The sequence below is a fragment of the Gordonia phosphorivorans genome, from assembly GCF_042432625.1.
GTDB classification, from domain to species: domain Bacteria; phylum Actinomycetota; class Actinomycetes; order Mycobacteriales; family Mycobacteriaceae; genus Gordonia; species Gordonia phosphorivorans.
Genome location: NZ_JBHLWV010000029.1, coordinates 38049 through 53764, shown reverse-complemented (window position 1 = coordinate 53764; position 15716 = coordinate 38049). Strand labels below are relative to the sequence as shown.

Here is a 15716-nt window from a genome sequence, read left to right as displayed (position 1 = left end):
CACGCGATGGCCCACCCCAACGGCGACACCAAGCTCTCCGGCGTGTCCACCGCCCTCAGCGAGCCACCAAACCCCACCACTCCAGGGGACTCACCCTCCCGTGGGTGTACCAACGCTCAATAGGGCAGCGCGCAGCTGGTTAGAAGCCAATCGGGAAAGTCTGGACGCAAAGAATGCGGAACATAACACGTGGCGCGAAGCGGTCAATGCTGCGGTCTCTCGGCGCAGCCGGTTATAGCTGCATTCGCCGGTCCAGACGCGTGCCAACGCCGGGTTACAGATCTTCGCGCCACCCATATCCAACCGCGGAACCTCGCGCCGCGGCCGACCGGATCAGTCGACCGCCGAGAGCTTGCCCATCGGGCGCAGCTGGGAGGTGGTGGGCACCGGGTCCACGCCGAGCTCGCCGTCGCTGAGGAAGGTCAGGTAGCTGGGCTTGTTCGGGTCCAGCACCAACTGCTGACGCCGGCCGCGAGCCTTGATCAGGTCCGGCACGATGGTCAGGTAGCGCGGCAGGCTGGCCGCGTACACGTCCACGCGGAGGCGGTGGCCGGTCTTGAGCACCGCGTCGGTGGGCACCAGGTCCACGTCGATACGGACCGGCTCGTCCGGCGGCACCGGCAGGCGGCGTTCGCGGGACAGGTAGTGCACGGCGTCGACCAGGGTGCCGCCGTCGGCGTAGGTGGAGCGGGACGGGTCCAGGGCCCGGTTCGACGCAGTCAGCGCGCCGTTGCTCAGCACGGTGGACGTGCCGTCGGGGGCCACATCGTTGATGGTGACCGCCCAGATGCCCTCGTGCGCGGTGGTCGAGACGTTCAGGCGCAGATTCATCTGGCCGGAGATCTGGGTGGGCGCGGTGACCGGGGCGCTGGTGAAGCTCAGTGCGCCCTGCTCCTGGTAGGAGGCGTCCTCGGTGAACTTACGGCCGAAGACGATGGGCAGACCGGCGAACACCTGCGCGGCATCCCGGGACTTCATGCCACGCAGATCCGGGGTGATCCGCAGCGAACGCCGCCGCGTGGCCGGCGCGGTGTGCAGACGGCCGTCGTGGCGGGTGTGCGGCGCGGTGCCGGAGGGCTCCTCGGTGAGGAACAGACGCTGCGCGCGCACCTCGGCGCGCGGGAACGCCGGGCCGCACGACCAGTCGCCGCCCTGCTGCTCGAGGGTCACCGGGCCGTAGTCGTCGATGCCGTTGGAGATGCCCTTGAGCCAGCGGTCGAACCAGGCGCGCTCGAGGACGTCGAGCTGCGGGGGCTGGTGCTCGCCGCCGTGGTCGCAGCCGGGGTCGAGGTGGTAGCCGTTGGCCACCAGCATCTGCTTGCGGCCGGGCTCCATGTCCAGCTGCTGATACACGCGGGTGGCGCTGCGGCCGAACAGGTCGTGCCAGCCGCCCACGGTGAACGTTGCCGCCTCGATGTCGCCGATCTCCGGGGCGCGCTCGGCGAAGTAGGGGTGATCGAAGATGCGGTGGTCGCGAGCGGTGAGGAAACCCCACAGCAGCGACGGCATCTCGGTGGCCGGGCTGGCGATCCGGTCGCGCAGCCAGCGGTACTGCTGGCCGCGCACGGTGTCCGCCAGCAGGGTGGCCGGATTGGGCAGCCACTTCATGGCGTTGACCAGGGCCAGCCACATCGGGATGAAGGCCGACGGCATGCCGCCGGTGATGTAGATGTCGCGCACCACGTCCTCGGTGCCTTCGACGGCGAAGACCGCCTTCAGGGCGGGCGGGCGCAGCGCGGCGGCCTGCAGGGCGTTGATCGCCGAGTAGCTCCAGCCGGCCATGCCGACGGCGCCGTCGCACCACGGCTGCTTCGAGATCCAGTCGATCACCTCGACCGAGTCCTGCTGCTCGCGGGCACTGAGGATCTCCCACCGGCCGTGCGAGGCGCCGGTGCCGCGCACGTCGACGAGGACCTGCACGTACCCGGACTGCACCAGGTTGCGGTTGACGCCGAAGACGTCGAACAGGCCGCGATCGAAGGTGCGGGTCAGGCGGGACAGTCCGACCAGCGGACCCTCCTCGTGCGTCATGGTGCTCGCCGCGGCCTTGACCGCGCGCCCGATCACCGGCCCGTGCAGCAGATGGTCGAAGCCGTCCAGCAGCGCCCGGTTGTACGGGTTCACGTTCAGCACCGCTGGGAACGGGGTCTTGGTGGGCTGGCCGAGACGGTTGGCCGGCCGGATGACGGTGGCGCGCAGGTGGGTGCCGTCGGTCATGGTGATCGTGACATCGCGGGTGATGTGCACGCGCGGGTACGGCTTCCGGCCGTAGACCGACTCGTGCCAGGAGGCGGCCTGGTGGCCGCCGTCGGCGTCTCGGTATTCCGAGGCCTCCGCCGCGTCGAAATCGAGCTGCAGACTCACGTGTGACGTCCCTTCTCACCCGCGCGCGGAGTGAAACTGGAGTAGGTCGGGATGTGATCCATCCCACTGGTCCTCACTGACTATTAAGCACTAGTACTTCGCGAATGCGAAATTGGGGTCACCGTTTCGGTGTGCTCGGGTGACCTCAGCGTGACCGAAGCGGCCGCGGTCATCAGCATGGCGCCGGAGATCTGCACCGACAGATCCCGCTCCGGCGTCGACGACGACCGGACCGCTCCGGCGATGAAGGCCGCGCCCGCGCCGACGCCGTCGGGCACGACCGCCGGCACCGACCAGTCCGGACCGAACAGCGGCCGCCCGTCCACCTCCGCGCGGTGTCGCCACGCCGCCTCGGCGCTGGCCAGCACCACGGCGCCGGCGCGGGCCCGCAGGTCCGCGGCGGCGGGGGAGGTGCCGGGCAGGTCGGTCGCCACCAGCGCCAGGTAGCGCGCGGCGATGCCGCTGAACAGGCCGCCGTCGCCCCCGCCGTGCCCGATCAGCACGCCGTCGCGGGTCTGTTCGCGGGTCACCGCGGCGACCAGGCGGTCGAGCCGGTCGAGGTGGCGCGGCTCCCCGGTCCGGCGGTAGCACTCCAGCTCCAGCCCGAGGGTGACGCCCTGGCAATAGGTGAACGGGGTGTCCACCGCCCGGCGGGAACCGTCCGGCTCCACCCAGAAGCCGTCGGCGATCAGCCCGTTGTCGAGGACGAAGTGCTCGTGGATCCAGTCCGCGGTCGCGACCGCGCGGGCCGCATGGTCGCGGCGCGCCAGCACGATCCCGGCCGGACCGTTCGCCGGGACGTTGAAGAACAGGTCCGTGGTGCGCCAGGGGATGCCGCCGCCGTGGGCCGGGTCCCACGCGTCGTACAGCGTGTCGGTGAGCGTCCGCAGCCCACCGCGCAGACCACGGGCGCGCGGCAGGTGGCGACGGGCACGCTCCAGGGCGATCGCCAGCCAGGCCATGTCGTCGTAGTAGGCGTTGCGCCAGCGGCCGATGTTGCGGATGCGCAGACCGCGGACCACCGCGCGTGCCTCCCGTCCGGCGCGGCGGTCGCCGAGGACGGCCGCGTCGACCAGTACGTCCGCCAGGTGGGCCTGCCACCAGTAGTTCCAGGACGCGGTCAGGCGGGCCTTGCTGCCCAGGCGCCCGGCCGGCGGCCACGAACTGACGCCGATCCGGGTGCCGGGCAGGACGTACGCCACCGGCCGCAGATGGCGGGCGCGGAGCGCGGCCAGGGCCGCGGCGACGCGGGCCGTGGCTTCCGCGGCGTTCTCGACATCTCGGGATTCGACATCTTGGGCCATGACAGTTAGCCTAGATCCCGGTTCACCGGAGTTCGCTTCGGTGCATCGAGTTCAACCAGAGACCGTCGGTCGTCGGGAGGGATCCCGATCGAAGGCCCGAGTTCGCTCGGCGGCCCACGCAGGATGAACGAGGAGACTTCGCCCGCGCGGCTTGCCGCGCGGAGGACATCGCCCCGTGCTTCCTGCACGGGGCGTTCGTGTTTTCACGGGTCGTCGACCGCCTTTCGTTCCGCGGACGGTTTCTGGGTCGCGACACCCGATGGGTGTCTGGAAAAGACACGAGAGGAGGCGAAGTATGTCCACGCAGGAAAAGGTCGCAGCAGTTGCTGAGATCACTGAGCAGTTCAAGGGTTCCACCGCGGCGGTCATCACGGAATACCGTGGTCTGACCGTGCCGCAGATCGGTGAACTCCGCCGCTCGCTCGGTGACGGCGCAACGTACTCCGTCGCCAAGAACACCCTCGTCAAGCGTGCTGCCGCAGAGGCAGGCGTGGAGGGGCTCGACGAGCTGTTCGTCGGTCCGACCGCGATCGCCTTCATCGAAGGTGAGCCGGTTGTGGCTGCGAAGGCCATCAAGACCTTCGCCAAGGACAACAAGGCCCTGGTCATCAAGGGCGGCTACATGGACGGCCGTGCGCTGTCCGTCGCCGAAGTTGAGGCCATCGCCGACCTGGAGACCCGTGAGGTCCTCCTGGCCAAGCTCGCCGGTGCCATGAAGGGCAACTTGGCTAAGGCCGCCGGGCTGTTCAACCAGCCCGCCTCGCAGGTCGCGCGTCTCGCCGCGGCTCTGCAGGAGAAGAAGGAGGGCGAGGCCGCCTAGGTCTCACCCCTCCCCATCGCGGCCGGGCAACCAGCCGCACCACCGACTCGGTCTGCACCGCAGACCTCCCTTACCGGGACTTATAGGAAGGACGCCATCATGGCGAAGCTCACCGCTGACGAGCTCATCGAGCAGTTCAAGGAACTGACCCTGCTGGAGCTCAGCGATTTCGTGAAGAAGTTCGAAGAGGTCTTCGAGGTCACCGCTGCCGCTCCGGTCGCCGTCGCTGCTGCCGGTGCCCCGGCTGCCGCCGGTGCCGAGGCCGCTGCCGAGCAGGACGAGTTCGACGTCGTGCTCGAGAGCGCCGGCGACAAGAAGATCCAGGTCATCAAGGTCGTCCGCGAGGTCGTCTCGGGCCTGGGTCTGAAGGAAGCCAAGGACCTCGTCGAGAGCGCTCCGAAGGCTCTCCTGGAGAAGGTCAGCAAGGAAGACGCCGAGGCTGCCAAGGCCAAGCTGGAAGAGGCCGGCGCCTCCATCTCGCTCAAGTGAGATGAGTCGCCTTCGGGCGACTATCGGCCATCACGGCCATCTGCCGAACGAGGCCCGCAGGGATTCCCTGCGGGCCTCGCTCGCATCTGCCAAGCCGGGTATTCGGTCCCTGTTCCAGTAAGGACTTAAGGCCTACGTGGGCTCCGTCACCGGCGGCTTTCTGGATAGCCGCCGTCTCACTTGGTTGAGACGGATTCTTTGGGTATTCTCAGCGCACTGGGAAGTTACCGCTTGGTAAGAACGGTGTTTGCCGATCGAAGCGTTAGCACTATCGCGTGAAGGTCGGTCGTCGCTGGTGAGTTACAGTGACCGCAGCCACAAGTGGCGGCATCGAGTGGGGTCGGACTCCACGGTGGTCGGGGGCAACAGCCGCGACGACTTCTTCCGGTGCCAGTGAGACGTCTGGAGGGACGCAGTGGGAGTAGAGGTTGCCGTCGAGGGCTTGACCAAGTCGTTCGGCTCACAGAACATCTGGCGCGATGTTTCGCTGACCCTGCCCGCGGGTGAGGTCAACGCGCTGCTAGGCCCGTCAGGTACCGGTAAGTCGGTCTTCCTGAAGACGCTGATCGGTCTGCTGCACCCGGAGCAGGGTTCGGTCGTCATCGACGGCACGGACATCACCCAGTGCTCGGCCAAGGAACTGTACGAGATCCGGAAGCTGTTCGGCGTCCTCTTCCAGGACGGCGCGCTCTTCGGTTCGATGAGCCTGTACGACAACATCGCCTTCCCTCTTCGTGAGCACACGAAGAAGAAGGAAGACGAGATCCGCCGCATCGTCATGGACAAGGTGGAGCTGGTCGGTCTGTCCGGCGCCGAGGACAAGCTGCCCGGCGAGATCTCCGGCGGTATGCGCAAGCGCGCCGGCCTGGCGCGCGCGCTGGTCCTCGACCCCGAGATCATCCTCTGCGACGAGCCGGACTCCGGCCTGGATCCGGTGCGTACGGCATACATCTCGCAGCTGTTGATCGACATCAACGCCGAGATCGACGCCACCATCCTGATCGTCACGCACAACATCAACATCGCCCGGACCATCCCGGACAACATCGGCATGCTCTTCCGCAAGGAACTGGTCATGTTCGGTCCGCGCGAGGTGCTGCTGACCTCCGAGCAGCCCGTCGTCAAGCAGTTCCTGGCCGGTGACCGATTCGGTCCGATCGGCATGTCCGAAGAGAAGGACGAGGCTGTCGCCGCGGCCGAGGCCGCGATGCAGGCCGCCGGTATCTCCGGTGGCGGCACCAAGGACGACTTCAGCGAGATCATTCCGCAGGTGCAGCCGAACCCGGACATGCCGGTGCGCCAGGCCTCGATCCGGCACCGCCAGAACGTCCTCAACATCATCAACGATCTGCCGCCGAACGCGCAGGCCGCCATCCGCGCCTCGATCGCCGAAGAGGACCGTCGGGCCATGGAGAGCCCGGACACCTCCGCGACGCTCGTCGCGATGGCCAACCACCAGTTCGACTACCCGTCCGGTCACGGCTTTGCGGCCTACGACGGCGGCGCCACCGAGCAGATCTCCACCGCGGGCACCGCGACGGCAGTGATCGACGCGCCCACCGAGGTCATCGAGACGCCGACGGAGACCATCGTGGTCGACGACGCGACCGAGGAGATCACGGTGGTCACCGATGACGGCGAGGCGAGCACCCGAGGATGACCAGCGTCGCTCAGCGTGGCGCGTCGAGGATCGCGAAGGCCGGCGACGGGGCACTGACCCAGACCGGCAACATCGTTCAACTCTTCGTCGACGTCGCCCGCCAGCTTTTCGCGCGCCCGTTTCAGCTGCGCGAATTCATTCAGCAGGCCTGGTTCATCGCCAGCGTCACGATCCTGCCGACGGCGCTCATCGCGATCCCGTTCGGCGCGATCGTCTCGCTGCAGACCGGTTCACTGATCAAACAGCTGGGCGCTGAGTCGTACACCGGTGCGGCGAGCGTGCTCGTCGTGGTGCAGCAGGGATCGCCGCTGGTGACCTCGCTGCTGGTGGCCGGGGCCGCCGGGTCGGCGGTGGCCGCCGACCTGGGCTCGCGGACCATCCGCGAAGAGATCGACGCCATGGAAGTGCTCGGCATCAACCCGGTGCAACGCCTGGTGGTGCCGCGAGTGCTGGCCATGGTGCTGGTGGCCATGCTGCTCAACGGCCTGGTGGCCGTGGTCGGTATCGCCGGCGGCTACTTCTTCAACGTGATCGTGCAGGGCGGCACCCCGGGCGCCTACCTGGCGTCGTTCGGTGCGCTCGCGCAGCTTCCCGACCTGTACATCTCCACCTTCAAGGCGGCGATCTTCGGCGTCATCGCCGGTGTGGTGGCGGCCTACAAGGGCTTGAACCCGAAGGGCGGCCCCAAGGGCGTCGGCGAGGCCGTGAACCAGTCGGTGGTGGTGACCTTCCTGCTGCTGTTCTTCGCGAATCTGATCATCACTGCGGTGTTCCTGCAGATCGTCCCGCCGAAGGTAGGTTAGCCGTGACTCGTGGTGTGACGATCTCCAAGAGCCGGCCCGAGTATCTCCGGTACGAGGCCAAGAAGCAGCTGGCCAAGCCGGCCAAGCTGCTCGACGGTGCCGGCGAGCAGATGTCCTTCTACGGACGCACCCTCGCGTGGATCCCGAAGACGGTGGTCCACTACCGGCGCGAAGTGATGCGCATCCTCGCCGAGGTGGCCTTCGGCGCCGGCGGCATGGCCGTCATCGGCGGCACCGTCGGCGTGATGATCCTGATGTCCGGTTTCACCGGCATCGTGGTCGGCATGCAGGGCTACGCCGCGCTGAGTCAGATCGGTTCGGAGGCGCTCTCCGGTTTCCTCTCGGCCTACGTCAACACGCGTGAAGTGGCGCCGCTGGTCGGTGGTCTCGCGCTCAGTGCGACGGTCGGCTGCGGGTTCACCGCCCAATTGGGGGCGATGCGGATCTCCGAGGAGATCGACGCCCTCGAAGTGATGGCGGTGCCGTCGATTCCGTTCCTCGTCTCCACCCGCGTGATCGCAGGCTTCGTGGCGGTGATCCCGCTGTACGTGCTCGGCCTGATGGCCGCCTATCTGGCCTCCCGGGTGATCAACACGGTCTTCAACGGTCAATCGACCGGCTCGTACGACCACTACTTCAACTTGTTCCTGCCACCCGAAGACGTCTTATGGTCGTTCGCGAAAGTCCTGGTCTTCGCGTTCGTGATCATCCTGGTGCACTGCTACTACGGCTACTACGCGTCGGGCGGACCCGCCGGCGTGGGTGTGGCGGTGGGCCACGCGGTGCGCACAGCGCTCGTGCTGATCGCGGTGCTCGACTTCTTCCTCGGCCTCGCCATCTGGGGCACCAGCACGTCGATCCGGGTCGGAGGGTAGCGACACAGTGGGTGCAACCGTCAAACGCCGCCTGTTGGGGCTGGTGTTCTACATCGTCGTGCTCGGGCTGCTCGCGACCTCGATCCTGATCTTCCAGGGCGCGTTCACCTCGACGACGCGGGTGAACCTGATGGCCGACGACGTCGGCAACGCGCTCGCCGCGCACGCCGACGTGAAGGCGCGCGGCGTGGTGGTCGGCTCGGTCAAGTCGGTCGACGTGGGCGAGGACGGCCGCGTCGACGTGCAACTGGACCTGGATCCGAAGCTGGCCGGCGAACTGCCCGCCAACAGCACCGCCCAGGTGCTGCCCAAGACGCTCTTCGGCGAGCGCTACGTGGCCATCCAGATCCCGGAGAAGCGTTCCGGCGGCACGCTCGCCGACGGCGGGACCATCTACATCGACCCGAAGGGCAACGCCCCGGAGGTCGAGGACCTGTTCGACGCGCTGCTGCCCATCCTCGAGGCCGTTCCGCCGGAGGACCTGAACGCGACACTGACCTCGGTCAACGCGGCGCTGGCCGGGCGCGGCGGTCAACTCAAGACCACCATCGCCCAGCTCAACGACATCTTCGGCGAGTTGAACGCGAACATGCCGGAGCTGCAGGGCACCCTCGAGGGCCTGGCGTCGTTCGCCGACACCTACTCCGAGGCGCTGCCGGTGGTGATCGACGCGCTCGACACCTTCCGGGTGACCAACAAGACGATCGTGGAACGCCAGGGCGACCTGCGCACCGTGATCTCGACGCTGTCGGTGGCCGCGGTGGACACCACCGAGTTCCTCAAGGCCAACCGCAAGGACCTGATCGACCTGTTCGTCGACTCGGAGACGGCGCTGGTGCAGTTGGCACGGCAGTCGCCGGTCTTCGCCTGCACGTTCAACAACTTCGCCACCATCGTCCCCAAGGTGGGGCCGATCGTCGGCAAGGGCACCAAGAATCCGGGTGTGCGGGTGAACCTGCAGTTCGTGAATCCGCGCGGTCGTTACCTGCCCAACCAGGACGAACCGCGGATGTGGTGGACCGATCCGCCCGCCCGCTGCTACGACCCGCCCACCAACGGCCGGCCGTTCCCGCAGTACCCGGGTGGCAGCGTGCCCGACGGCTCCTACCAGCCGCCCTCGCGCAACGCCGGTCCCAAGACCTGGCCTGACCTGCCGCAGCCGCAGTTCGGCACCGCGCCGGCCGGTACCGGGATGGCTGAGGACCAGAAGAACCAGATGAAGATGATCTACGGCGCCGACAGCGGCCAGGATCCCGCGGACGTACCCGTGTGGGTCACCTACATGGGCGCGGGAGCGCTCGGTGAGGCGGAGGTGACGATCAAGTGAGAGGCATGTGGGCTCCGCTCATCAAACTGATCGTGTTCGCCGTGGTGACGGTGCTGGCGACCACGGTCCTGGCACTGCTGATCGCCAACGCCGGCGCCTCCGGCAAGTCCAGCTACAAGGCCGTCTTCGCCGACGCCGCCATGCTGAACCCGGGCGACGACGTCCGGATCGCCGGCGTGCGCGTGGGTCAGGTGGAGTCGGTGGGGATCGTCGACCGCAACATGGCGCAGGTCTCCTTCAACGTCGACCGCGATTCGCTGCCCAAGAGCACGCAGATCTTCATCCGCTACCGCAACCTCGCCGGTCTGCGGTACGTGGCCCTGGAGAAGGGCCCCGGCGACGCGGCCGACCTCGCCGGACCCGGACACACCTTCGGTTACGACCCCGATCGCCGCAAGTCCAACACCCATCCGGCGGTGAACCTCACCGAACTGTTCAACGGCTTCCGTCCGCTGTTCAAGCAGATCACCCCGGAGGACATGAACAAGCTCGCCGAGACGGTCATCAACGTCTTCCAGAACGGTGACGGCGTCGACATGGGCGCCACCATCGGTTCGCTGATCCAGCAGACCGCGGACCTGACCAACACGATCGCCGACAAGGACCAGGTGATCGGCGACATGATCACCAATCTCACCAAGGTCCTGGAGACGGTGAACAAGAACGACGATCAGTTCACGGCGTTGCTCACCAACACCGAGAAGCTGGTGGTGGGCCTGGCCGCGCAACGCGGATCGGTGGGCTCGGCGATCACCTCGGTCAGCAACCTCACCTCGCTGACCGGCTCGGTGCTCAGCCAGACCCGGCCGTCGATCCAGGCCTCCCTGTCGGGCCTGAAGCAGGTGGCCGACACCATCAACGCGCGGGAGGCGGACGTGTCCAAGGCGCTCACCAACCTGCCGGTCAAGCTGGAGAAGCTGGGCCGTTCGGCCACCTTCGGCTCCTGGTTCCAGTTCTACCTGTGCGGTATCGACGTCGTGGCCGGCAACGGCAAGTCGACACTGCTCACGCAGCCGCTGGTACCGCTGCCCGACATCAATCACGTGCTGTACACCAGCGCCGCCACGCGCTGCTGGGCCGACGGCAAGGTCGGGGGCTGAGCATGAGCGATCAGCACAGCACCCCCGACGGCGACGAGATCGACGTCACCAAGCTGCCGCCCAAGAAGTCGCGCCGCTTCGCCGGGCGCCGGAGCGCCCGCAGCATCGGCATCCTGGGGCTGGCGGTCCTGGTGATGGTGAGCCTGTCGACCTTCTATCTCAAGGATCTGCCGCTGCTGGGCGCGAGCCCGCAGTACACCGTGCAGTTCTCCGAGGCCGCCGGCGTGCAGCCGGGCAACGAGGTGCGGGTGGCCGGTATCCGCGTCGGCGAGGTGACCGAGGTCAAGCTCGACGGCGATCGGGTCCTGATGAAGCTGCGCGTGTCGAACACCTGGATCGGTGACCGCACCCAGGCGACCATTCAGATCAAGACGGTGCTCGGCCAGAAGTACATCGCCCTCAATCCGCTGGGCACCGAGCGGGCCGATCCGCGCGTGGTGCTCACCGAAACGGTGGCCCCGTACGACGTGATCGAGGCATTCTCCGATGCCACCGACCAGATCGAGAACGTCGACACCGATCAGGTGGCCAAGGCGCTCGGCGAGCTCTCCGACGTCTTCACGGCCACGGCCGACGACATCGGACCCTCGCTCGAAGGCATCTCCCGGCTGTCCAAGACCATCGCCAGCCGCGACGACGAGGTGCGTCGCCTGCTGAAGGCCACCCGCGACTCGTCGCAGATCCTGGCCGACCGTAACGAGGAGTTCACCCGTCTGATCGCCGGCGCGGGCGTCCTCCTGCAGGAGCTCAACAACCGGCAGCAGTCCATTTCGGCACTGCTGGCCAGCACCGAGAGCCTCAGCCGGGCGTTGACCGGCATCGTCACCGACAACGAGAAGCAGATCGGGCCGGTGCTCGACTCGCTGCGCGGGGTCACCGACCTGCTGACCGCGCAGAACGCGAACCTGCGCAGCACCATCCAGAACATGGCCCCCTTCTACCGCCTGTACGCCAACGTGCTCGGCAACGGTCGCTGGTTCGAGGCCGTGGTGACCAACCTGCTGCCGCCCGCGCTGCCGGCACAGAACACGACGAGGCTGCCGAACATGCAGAAGAACCTCACGAGCGGCGGGACGGGCGGCTGATGACGACTCCGGACACGACGGTGGACAACACGTTCTTCACCGCTCGAAACAAGACGATCGCCGCGGTCACGGTGGTGCTGGCGCTGATCCTGGGCATCATCGGCTGGTGGTCGTGGGGGATGGCCAACTCCACCAAGATCAAGGCCACCTTCTCCAGCGCCGTCGGCATCTACGAGGGATCCAACGTGCGGATCCTGGGCGTCGACGTCGGCAAGGTCACCAAGGTGACCCCGCGCGGCGAGACCGCCGAGGTGGAGCTGCGGGTGAACAGCGGGGTGCAGCTGCCGGCCGACGTGAAGGCCGTGCAGGTGATCCCGTCGCTGGTGGCCGACCGCTACGTGCAGCTGATCCCCGCCTACTCCGGCGGACCCACCGCGGGCAAGGACATCACCCTTGACGAGAACCGCACCGCGGTGCCGGTGGAGATCGACGCGATCTACGGCAACCTGCAGAAGCTGTCCAAGTCGCTGGGACCGGGACCGGACGGGGTGAACCAGAAGGGTGCGCTCAGCGATTTCGTGACCGCCGGCGCCGATGCGCTCGACGGCAACGGCGAGAAGCTGGGTGCGGCCATCACTAACCTGTCCAAGGCCGCGAGCACACTGGCCGATTCGCGCGGCGACATCGTCGACACGGTCAAGAACCTCGACGTCTTCGTCGGCGCGCTTCAGGAGAACGACCAGCAGGTGCGGCTGTTCAACAGCCAGATGGCGTCGTTCAACACCTTCCTGGCCGGTGAACGTTCGCAGCTGGGCAAGGCGCTCAACACGCTGTCCTTCGCCCTCGGCGATGTGGCGCGGTTCCTCGCCGAGAACGAGGCCAAGCTGGGTCAGACCATCCGCGACCTGCAGCCCACCGGTCAGGCGCTGCTGGACAATCGGGAGGACCTGCTGGAGATCTTCACGGTCCTGCCGGTCACCATCAGCAACCTGATCAACGCCTACGACGCCGAGTCGGGCACGGTCGCCATGCGCGTGAACATTCCGGATCTGCAGGATCCGGCCGGGGCGATGTGCAAGATGCTCGACCTCGGCAAGCTCCTGCCGGGCAACCCGCAGGCCAAAGCCTTCTCCAACCAGCTGCAGCCGCTGATCCAGCACTGCCTGGAGCTGGGGGAGCAGATTCAGGACGATGTGCTCGAACCGGTGCTGCCGATCCTGCCGTTCGGCCTGATGAGCAACAACAAGCTGCAGCGCATGCCGACGCCCGGTGCGGTTCCCGGCAATCCTGATCCCAAGCTCCCGGGAGGTAACTGATGAGGTTCGGCAAGTCCTCCCGCCTCAAGGCCGCCGGTGTGGCGGTGGCGATGACCGCGGTGGTCGTCGGGGCCTCCGGCTGCTCGGTGAACGTGCAGCAGATGCCGCTGCCCGGCGGCGTGGACGTCGGCGACGATCCGCGTGAGTACCGGATCGCCTTCGAGAACATCCTCGACCTGGTCCCGCAGACCGTCGTGAAGAAGAACGGCATGCCGGTCGGCCGGGTCACCAAGATCGAGGTGCCGCAGGGTTCCTGGGATGCCCTGGTCACGGTGACCGTGAAGAACTCGGTGGACCTGTCCGATCAGGCCCACGCCGCGGTGCAGCAGACCAACCTGCTCGGCGAGAAGTTCGTCGCGCTGTCCGAGCCCGAGGATGCCGCGCAAGCGCCGCGGCAGAATCCGGCCGAACCGATCCCGGTGTCGCGCACGTCCACCACCACCGACATCGAGGAACTCCTCGGGGCGCTGTCGCTGCTGCTGAACGGCGGCGGCATCAACCAGTTGAAGCCGATCATCACCGCGCTCAACGAGTCGATGGGCGGTGAAGACGGCAGCAGCGAGATGCGCGAACTGCTGGTCAACGCCGAGAAGCTGATCCGCGGCCTCAACAAGCAGCGGGACAACATCGTCAAGGCCGTCGACGGCGTGGCCGCGCTGTCCGACCGCGCCGCCGGCCAGACCCAGCAGATCGAACGCATCCTCGACGAGCTGCCCGCCGGCCTGGCGGTCCTCGAGGAGCAGCGTCCGCAGCTGGTGGACCTGCTCGGCAAGCTCGACGAGCTGGGCCAGGCCGGGACCGCGGTCCTGAACAAGGCGCACACGGCGATGATCAACGACCTCAAGGCGCTCAGCCCGATCATGACGCAGCTGGCCAAGTCGGCCGACGATGCGATCACGGCGGTGCCGCTGATGCTCACCCATCCGTTCCCCGACGACCTGCTGCCCGCGGTCCACGGCGACTCCACCAACCTGTTCATGACCCTCGACTTCCGGCTGCGCAATCAGCTGGAGGCCCTGGGCGTGGGTCAGGGCACCCCGCGCTATCAGCCGCCGAGCGTCAACCCGCCGAAGGTGGATCCGCGCAACCCGTATGTGAACGGCAACGGGCCGCGCTGGGGGTGGCCGACGATCTCGCTGCTGCCGCCGGCGCCGAACTCGCGGTTCGGCCCGAACACTCCGCCGTCCGGCGGCACGTACCCGATGAACCCGGCGCCGCAGAAGAAGTCGACGCCCCAGAAGAACTCGACGCCGAAGAAGCCTGCCGACAAGACGCCGTCCAACCAGTACGCGGTGACGCCGGGGGCCCAGGAGTACGACAGCTTCCTGGACGGCCCGATCGCGCTCCTCGGAGGCACCGATGCTCACTAAGTTCGTCAAGATCCAGCTGATCGTCTTCGCTATCGTCGGTGTGCTGGCGATCGTCTACGTGGGTGCCAACTACGCGCGCATGGACAAGCTCGTCGGCATCGGCCAGTACTCGGTGATCGTCCGGATGGGCGAGAGTAGCGGCGGCATCTTCTCCAACGCACAGGTCACCTATCGCGGTGTGCCGGTCGGCCGGGTGGGGAACATGACCCTGACCGAGTCGGGCGTCGACGTGGAACTGCTGCTGGACTCGGATGCGGCCAAGGTGCCGACCACCGCGGTGGCGGTCTTCGCCAACCGCTCGGCGATCGGCGAGCAGTTCGTCGACCTGCAGCCGACCAGCGGGAACGGCCCCTACCTGGCCGACAACGACGTGATCACCGAGTACGTGCTGCCGCCGGTGCTGCAGGACGTCATGACCGACACCATCGCGCTGACCGAGTCGGTGCCGGTGGAGGACCTGACCACGGTGGTCAGCGAACTGGGCAAGGCCTTCGATGGCCAGGCCGACAACATGAACCGCCTGGTCGACGCGCTGACCAAGCTCGCGCAGTCCGGGCACGACAACCTGGGCGAGACGATCTCGCTGATCCAGAACGCCGACGTGGTGCTGGCCACGCAGGCCGACCAGTCCGACGAGATCCTGGCCTGGTCCAAGGGTCTGGAGCTGATCACGGCGCAGCTGGCGTCGTCGGACCCGGATGTGCGTCGTCTGCTGACCAACGCGCCGATGACCGCCACCCAGCTGTCGACGTTCCTGCAGCGCAACGGTGCCGACGCGACCACGCTGATCCATCAGCTCGGCGTCACCATGGACACCATCGAGCCGGCGTCGTTCGCCACCGGGGCCACCCTGGCGATGCTGTCGGCGCTGTCGGCGGGCAGCCACAGTCCGGCGCCGGGCGACGGGCAGATCCACTTCGGCATCGTGCTCGAGACCAACAACCCGCCGACCTGTACGCGCGGCTACGAGGGCACCAAGGCGATGATCGCCGAGATGAAGAAGAAGGATCCGACCTTCGACGTCAGCTACGACGACTTCCCGTTCAACCGGGATGCCAGCTGCGAGGTCCCCGTCGGCAATCCGACGGCGGTGCGCGGTGCCGACCGTGCGGCGCTGGCGAACCCGGACTACCCGCAGCCGTGGGACAACACCCCGAAGAAGGATCCGGACAAGTTGAACCTGAACCCGCTGGCCATGCAGCTGGCGTGGCTCACCGGGGTGCACCCCACCAAGTACAAGAACTGACCGGGGCAGGGGAGAGG

The 15716-nt window shown here is 67.4% G+C and carries 13 protein-coding genes; 11 read left to right on the top strand and 2 right to left on the bottom strand.

Going from position 1 to position 15716, the window contains the following annotated elements; genetic code table 11:
* Positions 1-333 precede the first annotated feature (333 nt).
* Positions 334-2364 (bottom strand): CocE/NonD family hydrolase, encoded by a 2031-nt coding sequence (locus ACFFJD_RS16215; RefSeq protein WP_382366037.1) that lies wholly within the window; start codon positions 2362-2364, stop codon positions 334-336.
* Between the two features lie 83 nt (positions 2365-2447).
* Entirely contained in the window at positions 2448-3668 is a 1221-nt protein-coding gene (locus ACFFJD_RS16210) for a glycoside hydrolase family 76 protein (protein ID WP_382366035.1), read from the bottom strand.
* A gap of 295 nt (positions 3669-3963) precedes the next feature.
* On the opposite strand from ACFFJD_RS16210, the gene rplJ reads away from it, so the two are divergent.
* From rplJ to ACFFJD_RS16155, 11 genes are all read left to right on the top strand, one after another.
* Positions 3964-4488, top strand: coding sequence for a 50S ribosomal protein L10 (gene rplJ / locus ACFFJD_RS16205; protein ID WP_246992194.1), 525 nt, complete (start codon positions 3964-3966; stop codon positions 4486-4488).
* 99 nt (positions 4489-4587) lie between these two features.
* Positions 4588-4977 (top strand): 50S ribosomal protein L7/L12, encoded by a 390-nt coding sequence (rplL, locus tag ACFFJD_RS16200; RefSeq protein WP_382366032.1) that lies wholly within the window; start codon positions 4588-4590, stop codon positions 4975-4977.
* Between the two features lie 415 nt (positions 4978-5392).
* A complete protein-coding gene (locus tag ACFFJD_RS16195; RefSeq protein ID WP_382366030.1) occupies positions 5393-6637 on the top strand; it encodes an ABC transporter ATP-binding protein in 1245 nt (414 codons plus the stop codon).
* A complete protein-coding gene (locus ACFFJD_RS16190) occupies positions 6634-7440 on the top strand; it encodes an MlaE family ABC transporter permease (RefSeq protein ID WP_382366028.1) in 807 nt (268 codons plus the stop codon). Before ACFFJD_RS16195 ends, ACFFJD_RS16190 begins: the two co-directional genes overlap by 4 nt.
* Before the next feature lie 2 nt (positions 7441-7442).
* Positions 7443-8315 (top strand): MlaE family ABC transporter permease, encoded by an 873-nt coding sequence (locus tag ACFFJD_RS16185; protein ID WP_382366026.1) that lies wholly within the window; start codon positions 7443-7445, stop codon positions 8313-8315.
* A gap of 7 nt (positions 8316-8322) precedes the next feature.
* A complete protein-coding gene (locus ACFFJD_RS16180) occupies positions 8323-9642 on the top strand; it encodes an MCE family protein (RefSeq protein ID WP_382366024.1) in 1320 nt (439 codons plus the stop codon).
* Positions 9639-10742, top strand: a complete 1104-nt coding sequence (locus ACFFJD_RS16175) for an MCE family protein (protein ID WP_382366022.1) — start codon at positions 9639-9641, stop codon at positions 10740-10742. The genes ACFFJD_RS16180 and ACFFJD_RS16175 overlap by 4 nt, the downstream gene beginning before the upstream one ends.
* A gap of 2 nt (positions 10743-10744) precedes the next feature.
* Positions 10745-11827: an MlaD family protein gene (locus ACFFJD_RS16170; RefSeq protein ID WP_382366020.1), complete on the top strand. Its 1083-nt coding sequence runs from the start codon at positions 10745-10747 to the stop codon at positions 11825-11827.
* Entirely contained in the window at positions 11827-13083 is a 1257-nt protein-coding gene (locus ACFFJD_RS16165) for an MCE family protein (protein ID WP_382366018.1), read from the top strand. The genes ACFFJD_RS16170 and ACFFJD_RS16165 overlap by 1 nt, the downstream gene beginning before the upstream one ends.
* Positions 13083-14453, top strand: coding sequence for an MCE family protein (locus tag ACFFJD_RS16160; RefSeq protein ID WP_382366016.1), 1371 nt, complete (start codon positions 13083-13085; stop codon positions 14451-14453). Before ACFFJD_RS16165 ends, ACFFJD_RS16160 begins: the two co-directional genes overlap by 1 nt.
* Positions 14443-15699 carry an MlaD family protein gene (locus ACFFJD_RS16155; protein WP_382366014.1) on the top strand — a complete coding sequence of 419 codons (1257 nt, stop codon included), beginning with the start codon at positions 14443-14445 and terminating at the stop codon, positions 15697-15699. The genes ACFFJD_RS16160 and ACFFJD_RS16155 overlap by 11 nt, the downstream gene beginning before the upstream one ends.
* Positions 15700-15716: the final 17 nt, after the last annotated feature.